At 42.4% G+C, this 17,549-nt stretch carries 21 protein-coding genes; 17 read left to right on the top strand and 4 right to left on the bottom strand.

Features of this window, described 5'->3' with window-relative positions; translation table 11 throughout:
- Window positions 1-148 precede the first annotated feature (148 nt).
- From ACFX4I_RS08855 to ACFX4I_RS08835, 5 genes are read left to right on the top strand one after another with little or no spacing between them, the layout of a single operon-like run.
- Window positions 149-1,135, top strand: coding sequence for an ABC transporter substrate-binding protein (locus ACFX4I_RS08855; RefSeq protein WP_377420198.1), 987 nt, complete (start codon window positions 149-151; stop codon window positions 1,133-1,135).
- Window positions 1,136-1,146: 11 nt separating this feature from the next.
- Window positions 1,147-1,431, top strand: coding sequence for a thiamine-binding protein (locus ACFX4I_RS08850; RefSeq protein WP_034309193.1), 285 nt, complete (start codon window positions 1,147-1,149; stop codon window positions 1,429-1,431).
- On the top strand, window positions 1,428-2,210 hold the full coding sequence (locus ACFX4I_RS08845) for an ABC transporter permease (protein WP_230301859.1): 783 nt from the start codon (window positions 1,428-1,430) through the stop codon (window positions 2,208-2,210). The genes ACFX4I_RS08850 and ACFX4I_RS08845 overlap by 4 nt, the downstream gene beginning before the upstream one ends.
- Window positions 2,194-2,937 carry an ABC transporter ATP-binding protein gene (locus ACFX4I_RS08840; protein ID WP_230301860.1) on the top strand — a complete coding sequence of 248 codons (744 nt, stop codon included), beginning with the start codon at window positions 2,194-2,196 and terminating at the stop codon, window positions 2,935-2,937. Before ACFX4I_RS08845 ends, ACFX4I_RS08840 begins: the two co-directional genes overlap by 17 nt.
- A gap of 15 nt (window positions 2,938-2,952) precedes the next feature.
- Entirely contained in the window at window positions 2,953-3,723 is a 771-nt protein-coding gene (locus tag ACFX4I_RS08835) for a TatD family hydrolase (protein ID WP_230301861.1), read from the top strand.
- A gap of 35 nt (window positions 3,724-3,758) precedes the next feature.
- Here the strand turns inward: ACFX4I_RS08835 and ACFX4I_RS08830 are convergent, their stop codons facing one another.
- Entirely contained in the window at window positions 3,759-4,559 is an 801-nt protein-coding gene (locus ACFX4I_RS08830) for an NAD kinase (protein ID WP_230301894.1), read from the bottom strand.
- Window positions 4,560-4,879: 320 nt separating this feature from the next.
- On the opposite strand from ACFX4I_RS08830, the gene ACFX4I_RS08825 reads away from it, so the two are divergent.
- From ACFX4I_RS08825 to tpx, 6 genes are all read left to right on the top strand, one after another.
- Window positions 4,880-5,038 (top strand): hypothetical protein, encoded by a 159-nt coding sequence (locus ACFX4I_RS08825; RefSeq protein ID WP_377420090.1) that lies wholly within the window; start codon window positions 4,880-4,882, stop codon window positions 5,036-5,038.
- 338 nt (window positions 5,039-5,376) lie between these two features.
- Window positions 5,377-6,378 (top strand): signal peptide peptidase SppA, encoded by a 1,002-nt coding sequence (gene sppA, locus ACFX4I_RS08820; RefSeq protein ID WP_309518626.1) that lies wholly within the window; start codon window positions 5,377-5,379, stop codon window positions 6,376-6,378.
- A 12-nt stretch (window positions 6,379-6,390) separates the two neighbouring features.
- Complete coding sequence (locus ACFX4I_RS08815; RefSeq protein ID WP_228467486.1) at window positions 6,391-6,930, top strand: RDD family protein; 540 nt, start codon at window positions 6,391-6,393, stop codon at window positions 6,928-6,930.
- 100 nt (window positions 6,931-7,030) lie between these two features.
- Complete coding sequence (locus tag ACFX4I_RS08810) at window positions 7,031-7,723, top strand: DUF2953 domain-containing protein (protein ID WP_377420088.1); 693 nt, start codon at window positions 7,031-7,033, stop codon at window positions 7,721-7,723.
- 15 nt (window positions 7,724-7,738) lie between these two features.
- Window positions 7,739-8,197 (top strand): GerW family sporulation protein, encoded by a 459-nt coding sequence (gene ytfJ, locus ACFX4I_RS08805; RefSeq protein ID WP_230301865.1) that lies wholly within the window; start codon window positions 7,739-7,741, stop codon window positions 8,195-8,197.
- Between the two features lie 172 nt (window positions 8,198-8,369).
- A complete protein-coding gene (gene tpx / locus ACFX4I_RS08800) occupies window positions 8,370-8,870 on the top strand; it encodes a thiol peroxidase (RefSeq protein WP_034309176.1) in 501 nt (166 codons plus the stop codon).
- A 168-nt stretch (window positions 8,871-9,038) separates the two neighbouring features.
- Here the strand turns inward: tpx and ACFX4I_RS08795 are convergent, their stop codons facing one another.
- Entirely contained in the window at window positions 9,039-9,356 is a 318-nt protein-coding gene (locus ACFX4I_RS08795; RefSeq protein ID WP_230301866.1) for a hypothetical protein, read from the bottom strand.
- A gap of 354 nt (window positions 9,357-9,710) precedes the next feature.
- On the opposite strand from ACFX4I_RS08795, the gene ACFX4I_RS08790 reads away from it, so the two are divergent.
- The 4 genes from ACFX4I_RS08790 (at window position 9,711) to ACFX4I_RS08775 (ending at window position 13,641) form a co-directional block, all read left to right on the top strand.
- Window positions 9,711-10,697, top strand: a complete 987-nt coding sequence (locus ACFX4I_RS08790; RefSeq protein ID WP_309518629.1) for a class I SAM-dependent methyltransferase — start codon at window positions 9,711-9,713, stop codon at window positions 10,695-10,697.
- Between the two features lie 176 nt (window positions 10,698-10,873).
- Window positions 10,874-12,079, top strand: a complete 1,206-nt coding sequence (locus ACFX4I_RS08785) for an acetate kinase (protein ID WP_377420085.1) — start codon at window positions 10,874-10,876, stop codon at window positions 12,077-12,079.
- Window positions 12,080-12,289: 210 nt separating this feature from the next.
- The gene (locus ACFX4I_RS08780) at window positions 12,290-13,132 is read left to right on the top strand and encodes an EcsC family protein (RefSeq protein WP_377420083.1); all 843 of its coding nucleotides are present in this window, start codon (window positions 12,290-12,292) and stop codon (window positions 13,130-13,132) included.
- Window positions 13,129-13,641, top strand: coding sequence for a MogA/MoaB family molybdenum cofactor biosynthesis protein (locus ACFX4I_RS08775; RefSeq protein ID WP_230301870.1), 513 nt, complete (start codon window positions 13,129-13,131; stop codon window positions 13,639-13,641). Before ACFX4I_RS08780 ends, ACFX4I_RS08775 begins: the two co-directional genes overlap by 4 nt.
- Before the next feature lie 58 nt (window positions 13,642-13,699).
- Here ACFX4I_RS08775 and ACFX4I_RS08770 read toward each other — a convergent pair whose 3' ends face one another.
- Entirely contained in the window at window positions 13,700-14,014 is a 315-nt protein-coding gene (locus ACFX4I_RS08770; RefSeq protein ID WP_230301871.1) for a hypothetical protein, read from the bottom strand.
- Between the two features lie 213 nt (window positions 14,015-14,227).
- On the opposite strand from ACFX4I_RS08770, the gene ACFX4I_RS08765 reads away from it, so the two are divergent.
- Both ACFX4I_RS08765 and argH read left to right on the top strand, forming a co-directional pair.
- Window positions 14,228-15,433: an argininosuccinate synthase gene (locus ACFX4I_RS08765; protein ID WP_230301872.1), complete on the top strand. Its 1,206-nt coding sequence runs from the start codon at window positions 14,228-14,230 to the stop codon at window positions 15,431-15,433.
- Complete coding sequence (gene argH / locus ACFX4I_RS08760; protein ID WP_230301873.1) at window positions 15,430-16,809, top strand: argininosuccinate lyase; 1,380 nt, start codon at window positions 15,430-15,432, stop codon at window positions 16,807-16,809. The genes ACFX4I_RS08765 and argH overlap by 4 nt, the downstream gene beginning before the upstream one ends.
- Window positions 16,810-16,864: 55 nt before the next feature.
- On the opposite strand, the gene ACFX4I_RS08755 is transcribed toward argH, so the two are convergent.
- On the bottom strand, window positions 16,865-17,299 hold the full coding sequence (locus tag ACFX4I_RS08755) for a universal stress protein (RefSeq protein WP_214791049.1): 435 nt from the start codon (window positions 17,297-17,299) through the stop codon (window positions 16,865-16,867).
- Between the last annotated feature and the right edge of the window lie 250 nt (window positions 17,300-17,549).

The raw sequence follows: 17,549 nt of genomic DNA, 5'->3' as shown, positions 1-17,549 counted from the left end.
TTTTGTATGTTAACGCCCGAATTCATCTTCGGGCGTTTTTTGCTTTTTTTATCCAGTATTTGAATAGACCCTGGAGCCCCATTATGGTTCCGGCATATGGATCTTATATGATGTGTAGGAGGATAATGACTTGAATAAATTCTTACCAATGTTAACTTCGTTGTTCCTTTTGGCTGGATGCGGAGCAGGCGGAACTAATGAAAAAGAAGAAGCATCTAAAAATGAAGGAAATGAAAAATTAAAAAAGGTATCGGTCGTGCTCGATTGGACACCGAATACAAACCATACAGGATTGTATGTAGCCAAGGAAAAAGGTTATTTTAAAGAACAAGGTCTTGATGTGGAAATCATCATGCCAGGTGAAGCTGGAGCTGATAAGCTTGTCGCTTCGGGGAAATCTGAATTTGGCGTGAGTTACCAGGAGGGCGTAACGCAAGCCCGCGTGCAGGGCGTGCCGATTGTTTCGGTAGCTGCCGTCATCCAGCATAATACCTCGGGATTCGCTTCCCCTGAGGCAAAGAACATTAAAACTCCCAAGGATTTTGAAGGGAAAACGTATGGTGGCTGGGGGTCCCCGGTTGAAAAGGCCATTATTGATTCACTCATGAAAAAAGAAAATGCGGATGTAAATAAAGTGGATATAGTCAATACAGGAGACACGGATTTTTTCACTTCGGTTAAAAGGGATATAGATTTTGCCTGGATCTATTATGGATGGACAGGCATTGAGGCGGAGTTGCGAAATGAAAAGCTTAATATGGTTTACTTAACCGAATACTCTGATAAGCTTGATTACTATACGCCTGTTTTGACAACAAATGAAAAGATGATAAAAGAAGATCCCGAGACTGTTAAAGCATTCGTTCATGCAGCATCGAAAGGGTACCAGTTTGCGATTAAGAATCCTGACGATGCAGCAGACATGTTAATTAAGTCTGCACCGGATCTTGATGCAAAACTAGTGAAGAAAAGCCAGGAGTGGCTTGCAGACAAGTATCAGGATGATGCTCCGCGATGGGGTGAACAAAAGCTTGAAATTTGGAAGAATTACAGTGATTGGATGACTGAAAATAAGCTTCTTGAAGGTGATTTCGATCCTGAAAAGGCATTTACCAATGAATTTTTACCAAAATAGGAGGAAATACAATGGCCAACTCATTAATTAGTATACAGATTATTCCTAAAGGGGAAAATGTCATTCCTATGGTCGACGAAGCAATCAAGATCATTGAAGAATCAGGTGTCAAGTATGAGGTTCACCCGCTTGAAACGACAATGGAGGGTGAGCTTTCCGAACTTTTTGCCGTGATAGAAAAAATGAATGTAAGAATGATTGAAATAGGATCGCCGAATGTCATTTCCCAAGTGAAAATATTATATCAGCCAAGCGGGATTACGATGGATACGTTAACGGAGAAATATCGGGCATGATCAAAAGGGGAATTTGGAAGAAGGGGGCTCCCTTCTTTCTTTTATTATTGTTGCTGATAGTATGGGAGTCAGTGACAGTCTTATTGAAAGTCGAAGAATGGCTGCTTCCCGCTCCATCGTCCATTTTCATTGAAGGAATTGAGTCGTCCCGCAATCTTTACGGACACCTTATATCCACAACCGAGCTTGCGTTGTCGGGTTTTTTTATTGGTAGCTGCATCGGCTTATTGATCGCGGCAATTTTACACCTATTTCCCGGTGTGAAGGACGCGGTTTATCCTCTGCTCATACTATCACAAAATATACCCATCATTGTTTTGGCGCCGCTCTTGGTGATCTGGTTTGGCTTTGGCATGCTGCCTAAGTTAATAGTGATTTCGCTTGTATGTTTTTTTCCGGTTGCGGTTGCATCATTGGACGGTTTTCGCCAGACACCATACGAACTTAAGCATTATTTCAAGATGATGGGAGCGGGAAAAAATCAGTTATTTTGGAAGCTGGAACTTCCTCACTCGATTCCGTTCATTTTCTCCGGCCTGAAAATTTCTGCCACCTATAGTGTAATGGGTGCAGTTATTTCGGAATGGCTTGGGGCAAAATCGGGGATTGGTGTTTATATGACTCTCGCTTCCTCTGCGTTCAGGACAGATCGGGTGTTTGTTGCCATTTTCATCATCATGGGAATGAGCCTGATCTTTTTTGGAATCATCACCTTCCTGGAGAAATATTTAGTTTCTTGGAAGAGAAAGGAGGGTGAAAAGGATGAAGCTGGAAATTAAAGACGTCTCCTATTCTTTCGATGGTAAACAGAATATATTGGAGGATATGAATTTCCATGTGGATGATGGGGAATTTGTCACGATCCTTGGGCCATCGGGCAGCGGTAAAAGTACATTGTTCCACTTGATCGGCGGCATTTTGAAGCCGGATCATGGCATCATTTCACTGGATGGTAAAAAGATAAATGGCTTAAAGGGCCATATCAGCTATATGCCTCAGCAGCCTTCCCTTTTACCTTGGAGGACGGTATTGGAAAATGTTTTGCTTGGAAGTGAACTTGCTGGGATCAGAGATAAAGAAAAGGCAAAAGCCCTTTTGATGAAGGCCGGATTAGAAGAGTACGAGAAAGCATATCCGCATGAATTATCTGGAGGCATGAAGCAAAGGGCCGCATTCATCCGGAGTATCTTAAGTCAACAGGACTTGATGTGCCTGGACGAACCCTTTTCTGCCTTGGATGAACTGACAAGATTGCAAATGCAAAAATGGCTGTTGTCGGTTTGGGAAGAAAATCGGAGGTCGGTGCTATTTGTTACGCATAGCATAGATGAAGCGGTTTTCCTTTCAGATAGAATTTATGTGTTATCAGCAAAACCGGCTGCTGTCATTAAAGAAGTGGAAATTCCATTTCCAAGGCCAAGAAATGAAGAACAGCTTCTTAGTGATGAGTTTTTTCATTTGAAGAGAGACTTATATGCAGCACTGAAGCCAACTATTTCTACTTAAGGGAGGCGATTAAACTTGAGGATCATCGACAGTCATATCCATTTGGACCGGTATGATGTTGTTAAGCGGAAGCAGATTCTGACTGACATGGAAAAGGTTCATATGGAATCCTTGCTGACTGTATCCATGAATTTGGCTTCTTCTATTAAAAATTATCAGCTCTCACTGAAGGATTCACGAATAAAGCCTGCCTTTGGTTTTCATCCAGAGCAGCCCCTCCCAAGTGATGAAGAAGTGAACGAACTTTTGAACTGGATGCGGGAACATCGTCAAGATATGGTTGCCATAGGTGAGGTTGGGCTTCCCTATTACTTAAGACAGGAAAATCCCGATATTGATAACTCAGCATATATAGAGTTACTGGAGAGGTTCCTGATCTTAGCTAAAGAGGTTGAAAAGCCGGTTATCCTTCATGCCGTACATGACGATGCACCCATCGTTTGCGACCTTTTGGATAAGCATCAAATCACAAAGGCACACTTTCATTGGTTTAAAGGCGATATCCGGACAGTCGAAAGAATGGCCGAAAAGGGCTATCGCATTTCGATTACACCTGATGTTTGTTATGAGAGGGAAATACAGGAATTAGTTTCGGCATACCCACTTAAGCTGATGATGATTGAAACGGATGGACCATGGCCGTTTGAAGGGGTTTTCAATGGGAAATGGACCCATCCCGGCATGATGCATGACAGTGTGCGTCAGATTGCTTCGATTAAAGGATCGACGATTGAGGATGTCTATGAAATCCTTTATCAAAATACGAAAGATTTTTATCATATATAAAGGTACCGGTTACCATGCCCGGTACCTTTTTTAGTTCAAAGAAAGGTCCTTTTAACCTTTTCCCAAAAGGAATTGTCTTTTAGCTTAACGGTCTTGATGACTTTACCGCTTAACCGCACCTTTACCTTTTCGACATGATTGATGCTTAGTGCTTCATTGTCCATTCCGATGATCGGATAGCTTGGTCCGTTTTCTTCAAGGTGGACGGTCAACGTCTTATCACCGCTTAAAATAAATGAAGAACCTAGGGTCCGATAGGTATTATTATTGACGGAAGCAAGCTCGCTCACTTGAAAGCAAGGGAGGAGGGGATCGACAACGGCCCCATTGATCGATTTATTATAGGCGGTGCTTCCAGTCGGAGTCGCAATGATGATTCCGTCCCCGCGAAAAGTTTCAAAATGGAGTTGATCAATGAAAATATCCATGATGAACGTTTTGGTGATGGAAGACCGGATACTGAGTTCATTAAGGGCATAAAAGGAGGGCTGATCGTCCAATTGGATAGCGATGGTTGGATATTTACGCACCTCGATTTGCTCATTTGTCAAGGCATCGATCATCTTATCACTGTCTTCCAAGTGGAAATCGCAATACATATTCAAGTTACCTGTGGTGGAAATGCCCGCATATAAACAGTCATCCCTGAATCCGGTTTTACGGGCTGCCTGCAGGAATGTGCCGTCATCACCGATGCTTACGATGATGTTTGCTTTCGTGAAATCCTGGATGACTTCATACGAATGTTGCTTCGCCAAGTCTGACAAGTATTCTACCTTGCTAATCATCTCTGCATTCGGTGCATGGAAAAAATAAATATTCCTTCGAGTGTTCATCATGTTCCCCCCTAGTATGTATGGTGATGAAAGGGCTTTCTTTTCTTTCGAGAAGGGAAAGCCGCCAGTACAAAATGCAGCTGCATATTTCGTACACTTTTATATGACATAGTTTATCATGGAATGAAGCATTTTTGTTATTCGTTTGGGGAAGCAGTATCGAAGAAAGAATGACTAACTGGATAGCGAAGCAGTTCCTTTTAGGAAGTGAAAAGCGAATAATTAATTATCAATAAGGGCTTTTTCAATCCCTGCCATACAAAGGGTATTTGACCAAATGGTGAATAGGCTTCGGGTATATAAGAAAGTAGGTTATGTGTATGAAAGTGCATATCATTGCCCCGTATGAATCAATGATTCCAATAATTAAAGCGTGCGTGCCTCTTTATCCAGATTTAGAAATTGGGTATTCCAAAGGAGACTTGGAGAAGGGTGTGGAACTTGCGAAATTGGATAGGAAAACGGAGCGGATGCTATAATCAGCGGGGGAGGAACGGCGAAGTTAAGCAATAAATATAGAAGCTGCCGGGAATCCCGGCAGCTTTTTAGTTTGGCTGATTTTCTGTTTAAAGAATGTACTGCTCCGGCTCAAAATTTGAAACTTGAGAAAAAATTTTTATTTGCATGTATATCATCATCCCTCCTTTGTATAAATAGGGAAGAAAGGTATAGGCTAATTGTGCAAAATGCACCAATGCATTTCCAATTAGAGGATTATTTGCTACAATTTTATATGTCTTAGTTTATCATGGAATGAAACATTTTCATTATTAGTTCGTATGGTAAGAAGGATACATATATTTAAGGGGGAAAACAGATGAATGGAAAGCGTTGGGCGGCACTTGGAATCGCAGCCGTTTTATTTTTTGTCTCTATTGCTGTTGGGGCGGCTACGACTCTATTTACAGCGGATACGGAAAATATCATTGATGAATTATTTGCTTCCGAAAGTGCATTTTACGAGGAAGTCATAGAAGGTGATGATTACTCAAATATTATTGCCGTATTTGATGTAGAAGGCACGATTCAAGATACAGGTGAAGCCTCATTACTTAGTTCAGCAACATATAATCACCGTGCCTTCATGGATAAGCTGAAGATGGCAGAGGAAAATGATGATATCAAAGGAATCATCCTTCGGGTGAATTCTCCAGGCGGCGGTGTCGTCGAAAGTGCAGAGATTTATGACAAGATCCTTGATATCAAGAAAGTGAAAAAACCTGTCTATGTTTCCATGGGGTCAATGGCGGCCTCCGGCGGATATTATATATCTGCACCAGCCGATAAGATATACGCCAGCCCAGAAACGATGACGGGTTCACTTGGCGTCATCATGCATGGGTATAATTACGAGAAGCTGGCCAAGAAGTATGGTGTCGAGTTCGAAACCATCAAAAGCGGACCACACAAGGATATTATGAGCCCGACCCGGGAAATGACTGGGGAAGAACGTGAAATCCTGCAAAATATGATTAATAATTCTTATGATCAATTTGTAAAAGTCATTGCAGACGGACGCGGTATGACAGAGAAGGAAGTAAGGGAAATTGCCGATGGCCGCATTTATGATGGGCGTCAGGCTAAAGAAAACCATCTAATCGATGATTTCGGCCATTTGGATGATGTAATTGCCGCAATGAAAACGGATATCGGTGAAAAGGATGCTCAAGTTATCCGTTATACAGATGAGGCAGGTTTCGGTTCATTATTCAGTATGGGTGCGCAAAAAATGTTGGGAAATGATGTGGAAACGGCGGTCTTGACAAAAATCCTTTCCTCTTCAAATTCTCCACGCTTAATGTATTTGTATGCGGAATAGGGGGGCTGAAGGATGACGGAACGAAATGAAAACAATGAACAAATCGCTTCATCCAATCTAATGGCAGATCAAGAGGTTCCCGTTCAGCAGGAATTTACACCAGCCAGTAAGACCGTGGATGATGACGGAGTCAAGAAAGTGCATTTTGCTGGTTTTTGGATGAGGTTTTGGGCCTATTTAGCCGATCTATTGGTTATCGGAAGTTTGAACCGGATTTTGATTCATCCGATCTTCAAGTTTTATGAAGGGACAGATGATCTCTGGTTTTCCGCAGAGGGCTTCTTAACGGGGGTCGTATTCTTCTTATACTTTGTTTTGATGACCAAATTCTTGAACCAAACCCTTGGCAAGATGATTTTTGGACTGAAAGTCGTGGCATTGAAGGAAGAGAAAAAAACCATTTCATGGGGTACGATATTGTTCAGGGAGCTGATTGGCCGCTATATTTCAAAAGTCACTTGGATTGGCTATCTCTTGGCAGGCCTTTTACCGAAGAAACAGGCATTGCATGATGTATTTGCAGATACGGGCGTTGTGTTGATCAGAAGATGATTTCTTCCATTGATAAATCTGTAAGAGCGGGATTTTCGCTTTTGCAGGTTTATTTTTTTTTGCATATGCCGATAATGATAGGCTGAAGGGGTGTGGGGGCATGAAGTGGCTATTGTTGATTATAGGTATCCTCATTTTGGTGCTGCTGATTGTTGTTTTCACTAAAGTAAGAGTGTACATCGACTACAAACGTATCCAAACGAATGACCAAATACATATTAAATTATCAGCTTGGTATGGGCTTTTTCACTATACATTCAAGGTTCCGGTCATCAAAATGGATGATAACTCTGCAGCTATAGTAGTAAAGGAAGAGCAAGAAATGAACGGAAAAACCGAAAAGGAAGAAAAGAAAAAAATCACAGTCGAAGATTTGCGTGACGGATTCGCAGACAGTCTGGAGATGCTTCAGCATATAATCGGATTTCATAGGATCGTCCGTCAATTCACAGGGAAAGTCCAAGTCAAAAAATTCACCTGGCATAGTATGGTCGGTACTAAAAACGCTGCACACACCGGTGTTTTAACTGGAGCATGCTGGGCACTTAAAGGTTCAATCATCGGGTTGCTGACAACCTATTTCAACTTCCGGATCATGCCCTCCTATTCCATTACACCCGACTTTCAGAGATGGCAGGCAAACACGTCGCTTTCCTGCATATTACAATTTAGAATCGGGCATGCTATGGTGACTGGAATAAAACTGCTTCGTTATAGGGAAGGCGGAAAGCCGCATTTCAAGTCGAGGAAATTAGCGAAGCTATCAGGTGATTCCAATAAACAATCGTTCTAGAGTGGAGGAATTTAAATGTCAGATCATCCGATCCAAGGTTTAATGAAAGAAGCTATGGAAAATCTGAAAGAAATGGTCGATGTGAACACGATCATCGGGGATCCGGTGGAGACTCCGGATGGAAGTGTCATTTTAACCGTATCCAAAGTGGGATTTGGTTTTGCAGCCGGTGGCAGCGAATTTATGATGGATGGGAACCATCAAGGACAGCAAGGTGGTTCCAAGCAGCCTTTTGGCGGCGGTAGCGGCGGTGGGGTTTCCATAACACCAATTGCCTTTTTGATTGTCGGTTCCCATGGGGTGAAAATGATTCATCTGGATGAAGGGACGCATCTTCTCGAAAAAATGATGGATTTAGCTCCTCAAGTCGTCGATAAAATTCAGTCCATGCTATCCAAGAAAGACAGTAATCAAGGCGGCAGTCAACCAGCTGTAAAGAGATACCAAGAACCTAAACAGGATATAGATTTCTAACTGTGACTCGGCACCCGCCGAGTTTTCTTTTTGCTGCAGTCTGCATCAACATAAAAAGCATGGATGTCATGTGCATGCACCATTCACATTTCCCAATTCAATTAATTGCAAAATTCCGGTAAAACAAATATGATTATGCTTGTACATATAGCAGAAAAGGGAGGAATTATTAATGGCTTCAGTTACATTTAAAAACAACCCGATCACTTTAGTGGGACAAGAACTAAAAGTTGGGGACAAAGCACCAGATTTTACAGTATTGGCTAATGACCTTTCACCGGTTACATTAAGCGACTCCAAAGGTTCTGTCCGCATTATCAGCGTGGTTCCATCCGTGGATACAGGTGTATGTGATGCACAGACACGTAAATTCAATGAAGAAGCGGCAAAGTTGGATAATGTGAAAGTACTGACGATCAGTAACGATCTTCCTTTCGCGCAAAAACGCTGGTGTGCTGCCAGCGGCTTGGACAATGTTCAAGTTCTTTCCGATCACCGTGACCTTTCATTCGGTGAAGCATATGGTGTCGTCATGCAGGAACTTCGTCTATTGGCCCGCTCTGTATTCGTAGTGAACAGCTCTGATGAAATCACATATGTAGAATATGTGAGTGAAGGTACCAACCATCCAAATTACGAAGGTGCAATCGAAGCGGCTAAAGCGGCAAAATAAGATGCAATCCTAAGAAACCGGGCGCTATGTGCCCGGTTTCTTGTTTAGCTTTATTTAACGGATGTCTTGCCTGATTTTCAATGGAGCTGTGTATAGTTAAACTTTGAGTGTCGACCAATAAAGTACGTTTCTAATACATTGTTTTTATCATTAATATGCTTGATTTAGTTATGGCTCCAAACTCGGGCCATTCAGTGGTAAAACAATTTTGCCAGACCACTCTTGACCATTAGGTGTACCAACTTTTATGTCAATTTCATTAGGCCACGACGGCATTTGTCTTTGATGAGGTCCTGGAAAAAACCCCGCTTGTTGCCCTGCTCGATATCCATCCCTATACCCTTGTCGATACCCTTGTCGATATCCTTGTCTAAACCCTTGTTGAAACCCTTGTTGTTGCCTGTTAAATTCATCTGTTGACTGTGTATCATGTTGCTGATTTATCGGATTAACCTGCCCATGATAGTATTGATATTGATTATCCATAATAATCACCACCTCATGTATGGTATTCTGTTTGGGCATTCATTGAGCCTTTCCAATTAATAAAAAATACAGGGCAACAACCCTGTATTTCTTTTTTGTAGACAAAAGGGCTTCGGAAAACGTAACTATGCGCGTGCCTAAGTGGAAATCAGCGTCCAAATTTTACACCCTGTGTTTAATTTACCTTTTAATTGCTCGTGGTTGAAATTGCGCGCGCGAGATTCCATATATGTAACTTTCAAATCGGAAAACAGTATGTTAAACAAACGAAGAATGATAAGCAGGACGTACGGCTTGTATCTCTTTCTTCTTACCTTTAAAATAGGGACAGAAGCAAACAGGAGGAATTAATAAGTGAAGTCTACCCCAGTTGAACAATTATTTTATGAATTTGATGAAACAGCCCAAATATTGCAAAGTGAACTATCATGTACGTATCTGGACGCCCTTGGTGAAACGGGCGAGAATTTCTTCCAAGGGAAAGTCCTGCAGGAGGAAATCAGTGAAGTATCGAAGAAAAGATTAGTGAAGCATTATGCAGATTTTTCACCAGAGAAATATGAGAAGGAAGCAATCCGTAAAGCGTATCAGCTTGCTATTTTAAAAGGCATGCAGCAGAGCGTTCAGCCGAATCATCATATGACCCCTGATGCAGTCGGCATGTTCGTCAGCTATTTAGTCGGTAAATTCACCAAGGATCAAAAAGAGATAGTCATGCTCGACCCAGCCATTGGAACGGGGAATTTACTATTTGCGATCTTGAATCAACTTACTGATAAAAACATCGCTTCATATGGTGTCGAGATTGATGAAACCTTGATCAGGCTTGCATATGCAGGTGCCAACCTGCAAGAACACCCGCTGGAATTTTTCAACCAGGACAGCTTGGAGCCGCTTTTTATCGATCCTTCAGATGTTGTGGTCAGTGATTTGCCGATAGGTTATTACCCGAATGATGTGCTTGCAGCTGAGTATGAATTGAAGGCCGATAAGGGACATTCGTATGCACATCATTTGTTTATTGAACAAGGTGTTAAACACGCGAAGGATGGCGGACACCTATTCTTCATTGTCCCGAATAACCTGTTCGTCTCAGAGGAAGCTCCGAAACTCAATGATTTCCTGAAGAAGCATACACATATCCAAGGGATGGTGCAACTGCCGCTTTCCATGTTTAAGAGTGAAGCGGCTGCGAAAAGCATCCTGATCCTCCAAAAGAAAAAAGAGGGTATCGAAGCACCGAAGAAGGCATTGCTCGTACAACTTCCGAAGTTGTCGGATTTCGAAGCGACCAGGTCTGTCATGCAACAGATGGACGATTGGTTTAAAGAGGAAAAATAGTCAATGAAAGCTGATGCCGCAGGCATTGGCTTTCTTTTTTTTGAAAGAGTGATTATTTGCAATTTTTCATTATTATTTGGTTGAATCCGCTTGCCATGCTAAGATTGTACAATACACTGCACGTTTCGTTGAGATGTACATTGGACGAACTAGCTTAGAGTAAAGGAGCAGGATGGATGTCAAAAATCATGGCTATTAATGCGGGCAGCTCTTCATTGAAGTTTCAGCTTTTTGAGATGCCAAGTGAAAAAGTAATGACAAAAGGTCTTGTAGAAAGAATCGGCTTGAAAAATTCCGCATTTACCTTAAGTGTCGAAGGCGAAAAGGTTTCTGAAACGATGGATATACCCAATCATGAAATAGCTGTAGGGCTTTTATTAAAAAAGCTGATTGACCATCGCATCATTGACTCCTTTGAAGAGATAGATGGCGTAGGGCATCGGGTGGTGCATGGCGGTGAGATATTCACGGATTCGGTTTTGATTACGGAGGACGTAATAGAGGAAATCGAAAAGCTTTCCGAATTGGCGCCCCTACATAATCCCGCCAATATCACCGGGATCAAAGCCTTCAGGCGAATACTGGATGATGTGCCAGCGGTTGCGGTATTCGACACTGCCTTCCATCAAACGATGGCGGCAGGTTCCTATTTGTACAGCTTACCTCTTGAATATTATGAAAAATACGGAATAAGGAAGTATGGGTTTCATGGCACTTCACATAAATATGTATCGCAGCGGGCTGCCGAAATGATTGGCCGCCCAATTGAACAGCTTCGGTTGATATCGTGCCATTTAGGGAATGGTGCAAGCATTACGGCCATAAAGGGCGGCAAATCAATTGATACATCAATGGGATTTACACCATTGGCCGGTGTTACTATGGGAACGCGTTCAGGGAACATCGACCCTGCACTGATTCCTTATATCATGGAGAAGACGGGAAAAACAGCAGATGAAGTGCTGGATGTCCTGAATAAGAAAAGCGGCATTCTGGCCCTTTCCGGATTTTCCAGCGACCTGCGCGATATTCAAGTTGAAGCGGATAAAGGCAATGAGCGGGCTGAACTCGCACTTAACGTGTTCGCAGACCGGATTCACAAGTACATAGGCTCCTATTCAGCTAAAATGGGAGGTGTGGACGGCATCATTTTTACAGCGGGCATCGGTGAAAACAGTCAAACCATTAGGGGGCGAATCTTGGAGGGGCTTGAATTCATGGGGGTATATTGGGATAAGGATCTCAATCGCACCTCGGGTAAGGAAGTGTTCATCAATGCACCCTATTCCCCTGTGAAAGTCATGGTCATCCCCACTAATGAAGAAATCATGATTGTCAGGGATACCATGAAAATAGCTTTGAGCGAAACTTGGAAAACATGACTTCCTGTTTTATAATGACCCCCTTATCTCTCTGGTAAGGGGACTTTCCCATGAAATTTCATCCTCAAAATCCCCCTTCTCATGGATTTTATCTCCATGCAAACCCATCCTCTTGAACACTGGATTCCCATCATCTATTCTTTGAAAACCTTTTCTCTATGTTATACTTAAGGGAGAATCCACCAATTCTGTACTTAGGAGGCTTGATGCATGGAATTCACGAACCGGGAAATGAAACTTTGGAATGAAATTAGTGAATGGCAGGAAAAACTTTATCAATATGAGCCAACGGATCTGGCTGCATTGTATGATAAGTGGTTGGAGCAGGGGTTTGCCCTGCTTCCGGAAAACGTCCAACAACAGTTTTTTGACAAGCTTGATACTTGGCTTTTTCATTTGCATGCCATGGTTCAGAGCTCACAAGTTCAAATAGATGCAAGAGAGCGTATTTTAGCATCTGCGCGCGTGTTTAATGAAGAAATCGAAACGTTGAGTGATTTGAATCACTTATCGATCGATCAGTTGAATTACATAGCCAATCAGCATATCGCTAAGCATCGCTTATATTCATTTGCACAAGGCGGGATGAGCGGATCAGGTGGCCTGCTTCTGCTAGGGAGCGATATTCCGGCCATGACGGTCATCAATGTCAGGATCGTACAGCTGATTGCGATGTCTTATGGTGTTGAGGTGAATACACCGTTTGAAATGATGCTGGCCCTTAAGGTATTCAATGCAGGAGCGATGCCAAAGAGGCTCCAAGGAATAGCTTGGGAAGAATTGATTCGCGAGGTCCAGACCGCAGAAGATGATTATTTTTATTTAGGAATCGAAGAACTGACAAACCCTACCTGGATGGAACAGCCGCTGAAGCAGCTGTTGAAAGGATTGTCCATTACTGTTTTCCGAAAAAAACTGGTTCGGGGCATACCGTTCATCAGCATGGCCATAGGGGCTGGATCCAATTATCAAATGACCCGGAGTGTCAGTGAATTTGCCCAGAAGTTCTATCAATTCCGTTATTTACTGAAGAAGAAGGCTGATGAAGAATGAGTGTCAAGAATCATAAAAAAGCCATCACGGAGGCAGTTCGCTGCATGGTGATAACCGTCAGCGATACGCGAAATGAAGAAACGGATAAAAGCGGAGCACTGATGATGGAATTGCTGAAGTCGAACGGGCATGAAGTGACGGATTATGTAATCGTTAAAGATGAGCGGAAAGCGATTCAGGATGCGGTCACTTCCGGCTGCCAAAGCAGCACGGTCGATGTCATATTAACAAATGGAGGCACTGGCATCGCCAATAGGGATGTGACGATCGAGGCGGTCAAAGAGTTGATGACCAAGGAAATTCCCGGTTTTGGCGAGATTTTTCGAATGCTCAGCTATCAAGAGGATATCGGGTCTGCCGCCATTCTATCCAGGGCGATTGCAGGAGTCGTGAACAACAAAGCGGTTTTTTCCACCCCAGGCTCTTCAGGGGCGGTTAGGCTTGCGATGAATAAATTGATTCTCCCGGAATTGGGACATGTCGTTGGTGAACTTCGCAAGGATTTATAAGAGGGATGCAAAAAAAGCCACAGTTTTAAACTGTGGCTTTTTTTGCATGGAATAGGCCTTAATTATGCATCTTTTCAGTCACGCCTTGATTCGCACGATACCATAGCCATAAATCATTGATGATGGAAGCAAGTTCCGCAATTTCGGAATTGAGCTGGCATGATTTGGTGAAATTACTCTCATCGGAGAGCCGAAGCTGCTTTCGGTTAATGGTGGATTCCAGTTCCTTGATGCGGTCCGGGATGCTTCCCCGGATATTCTCCCAAAGTACGAGTAATTGCTGTTGCTCGCCTTTTGTATATTCATCCCACTCCAGATTCAAATCGGGAATTGAGATGCCAAGCCGTTCATCATAGAGAAATAGTTCTTTCATATGCCCTCCGCTTTTCGATTTATCATACTCCTAGTTTACTATATTCACGCGGAAGCATACAATGTGTAAATTCCTTGAAAATATTAGCGGATTATTTAGCAAAATCTTTAAAATACCCCTTGTATTCCTTTAATAAAGATGATAAAGTACTAATCATAGATTGAATAAAAATAACAAACGATGAATTTTTATTCACACGAAAGGACGATGGAAATGAAAAATCAAAAAGTTGTTTTAGCATATTCCGGAGGTTTGGATACTTCCGTTGCAATTAAATGGTTACAAGATCAAGGGTACGAAGTTGTGGCATGCTGTTTGGATGTCGGTGAAGGGAAAGATTTGGACTTCATTAAAGAAAAAGCGATCACTGTCGGTGCGGTAAGTTCCTATGTCATTGATGCGAAGGACGAATTCGCTGATGAATTCGCATTGACGGCTCTTCAGGCACATACTTTGTATGAAGGCAAATATCCATTGGTATCAGCTTTATCACGTCCGCTGATCGCGAAGAAATTAGTGGAAGTGGCTGAAGCGGAAAACGCGGTAGCCGTTGCGCACGGTTGTACGGGAAAAGGAAATGACCAAGTGCGTTTCGAAGTATCCATCTCTGCCTTGAACCCTAATTTGCAAGTTCTTGCACCTGTTCGTGACTGGAAATGGTCTCGTGAAGAGGAGATTGAATATGCAGCGAAAAATGGCATTCCCGTTCCGATTGGCATGGCGAGTCCATTCTCGATTGATCAAAACCTTTGGGGAAGAAGTAACGAATGTGGAATCCTGGAAGATCCATGGGCAGCTCCGCCGGAAGAGGCATATGATTTGACTGCAAGCCTTGAAAGTACGCCAGATACAGCTGATATCATTGAAATTGGTTTTGAACAAGGTGTGCCGGTTACATTGAATGATAAAAACTATAAATTGGCTGACCTGATCGTCGAGTTGAATAAAATTGCCGGCAAGCACGGAGTTGGACGTATCGATCACGTTGAAAATAGATTAGTAGGAATCAAATCACGTGAAGTCTATGAAGCTCCTGGTGCAATGACATTGATAGCTGCACACAAAGAACTTGAAGATATCACGCTTGTAAAAGAATTGGCTCACTTTAAACCGGTGATCGAGAAGAAAATGACTGAATTGATTTATGAAGGGCTTTGGTTCTCTCCGCTTCAAAAAGCTTTGGCTGCATTCCTGAAAGAAACACAAGTGAATGTAACGGGTACGGTCCGTGTGAAACTATTCAAAGGTCATGCGATTGTTGAAGGAAGAAAATCCGAGTACTCCCTATATGACGAAAAATTGGCTACTTATACAAAAGCGGACGAATTCGATCATGATGCAGCAGTTGGATTCATTAAGTTATGGGGACTTCCAACGAAAGTGAACAGCATGGTCGCTAACAAGAAGGTGACAGTGTGAGCAGCAAGCTTTGGGGAGGAAGATTCACGAAATCTGCCGAAGAATGGGTAGATGAGTTTGGAGCTTCCATTTCCTTTGACCAGGAACTTGTCCTTGAAGATATTCAAGGCAGTTTAGCTCATGTAACCATGTTAAAGAAATGCAGCATTTTACCTGAAGAAGATGCGGATCAGATCATTGCGGGTCTGAAAACTTTACAGGAAAAAGCTGAGAAGGGTGAATTGACTTTTAAGGTTGAGATGGAAGATATCCATCTTAACCTGGAAAGTATGCTTATAAGCGAAATCGGTCCAGTTGGCGGAAAGCTTCATACAGGAAGAAGCCGTAATGACCAAGTTGCAACCGACCTTCATCTTTATATGCGTAACCAAACGAAAGTGATTCTGGAACTCATCAATGATTTGCAAATGGCGATTTTGGGACAATCCAAGAAAAATGTGGAAACACTAATTCCCGGTTATACACATTTGCAGCGTGCACAGCCCATTTCATTTGCCCACCACTTAATGGCTTATTTTTGGATGCTTGAGCGTGATAAGCAGCGCTTCACCGAGAGTTTCAAAAGGATCAATATTTCTCCATTGGGTGCCGGGGCATTAGCTGGGACGACTTTCCCGATTGACCGTGCCTTCAGTGCCGAGTTATTGGGGTTTGAGGGAATTTACGAAAACAGCCTTGATGCGGTGAGTGATCGTGATTTCGCCATTGAATTCATGAGCAACAGTGCGACAATGATGATGCATTTATCCCGTTTCAGCGAAGAAATCATTCTCTGGTCAAGCCAGGAATTCCAATTCATTGAATTGGATGATGCGTTTTCCACTGGAAGCAGCATCATGCCGCAAAAGAAAAACCCTGATATGGCGGAATTGATCCGTGGTAAAACAGGACGGGTTTATGGGAACTTAACGGGGTTATTGACTGTTTTGAAAGGACTGCCGCTTGCTTACAACAAAGATATGCAAGAAGATAAAGAAGGCGTTTTTGATACGGTTAAGACCATTGTTGGTTCACTTAAAATATTTGCAGGCATGATTTCAACGATGAAAGTGAAAACGGATGTAATGGAAAAAGCAACAAAAAATGACTTCTCGAATGCGACGGAATTAGCTGATTACCTAGCTTCAAAGGGTATGCCTTTCCGTAAAGCGCACGAAGTGGTCGGGAAGCTTGTGTTGTTCTGTGTCCAGAATGGCTGCTATTTAGTGGACCTAAGCATGGAACAATTCCAGGAAGCTTCCGAGTTGTTTGAACAGGATATTTATGATGCATTAAATCCTTATGAGGCAGTTAAACGCCGTAACAGTGCGGGCGGTACTGGTTTTGCCCAAGTCTTGCTGGCGATTGAAAAAGCGGAAAAACTGGTAAGTGAATAACAGGAAAAAGCTCGTTCACCAATTTGGCGAACGAGCTTTTTATCATTTTCTTTTATCAATTCGTACGGACGACCATTACATCACAGTTTGAATGGCGAACGATGCCTTCCGACACGCTGCCGATGAGGAAACGTTCGACTGCATTTAGGCCTGTTGCACCGCAAACAATTAAATCGATCGAATGCTTTTTCGCTAAATCCCTTGGGATTTGAACTTTAGGAGAACCATATGCAACTTCTGTTTGGACCTTTGCAATCCCGGATGCAATGGCTTCCGTTTTATACTTGTCCAATAGCTCATTGGCAAAGGTTTCAGAGTGATCACGGATAGTCATATCATAAGCTTCGACTGTAGGGAAATTCCTTGTATCCACGATATGTGTGAGCACAAGGGTAGCGTCACTGAGTTTTGCTAAATAGATTGCCTTTTTTAAGGCCCACTCTGCTTCTTCCGAACCGTCCACTGCTACAAGAATATTTTTATAATCTATACTATTCAAGTGAATCTCCTCCTTCTATTATATTCCTATTATACTATGATTTACCTAATTGATCTGATTTCAATTGTAACAAATTAGCGAATGTTTTAGCCAATGATCTGGAAATCGCAAAATGAAAAGATGATTCTAACCTTATTATGTGATGTGAAAAATATAAATGAAATATATCAAAGCATGAAAAAGCACGTATAAATATTATGCATAGTTTAATATTCTTGAGATCAGCATAATAAAAGGATTG

The sequence above is a fragment of the Peribacillus sp. YIM B13472 genome, from assembly GCF_042788005.1.
GTDB lineage: Bacteria > Bacillota > Bacilli > Bacillales > DSM-1321 > Peribacillus > Peribacillus simplex_E.
The sequence above is the reverse complement of the archived record's forward strand: the minus strand, read 5'-3'. Positions and strand labels throughout refer to the sequence as shown.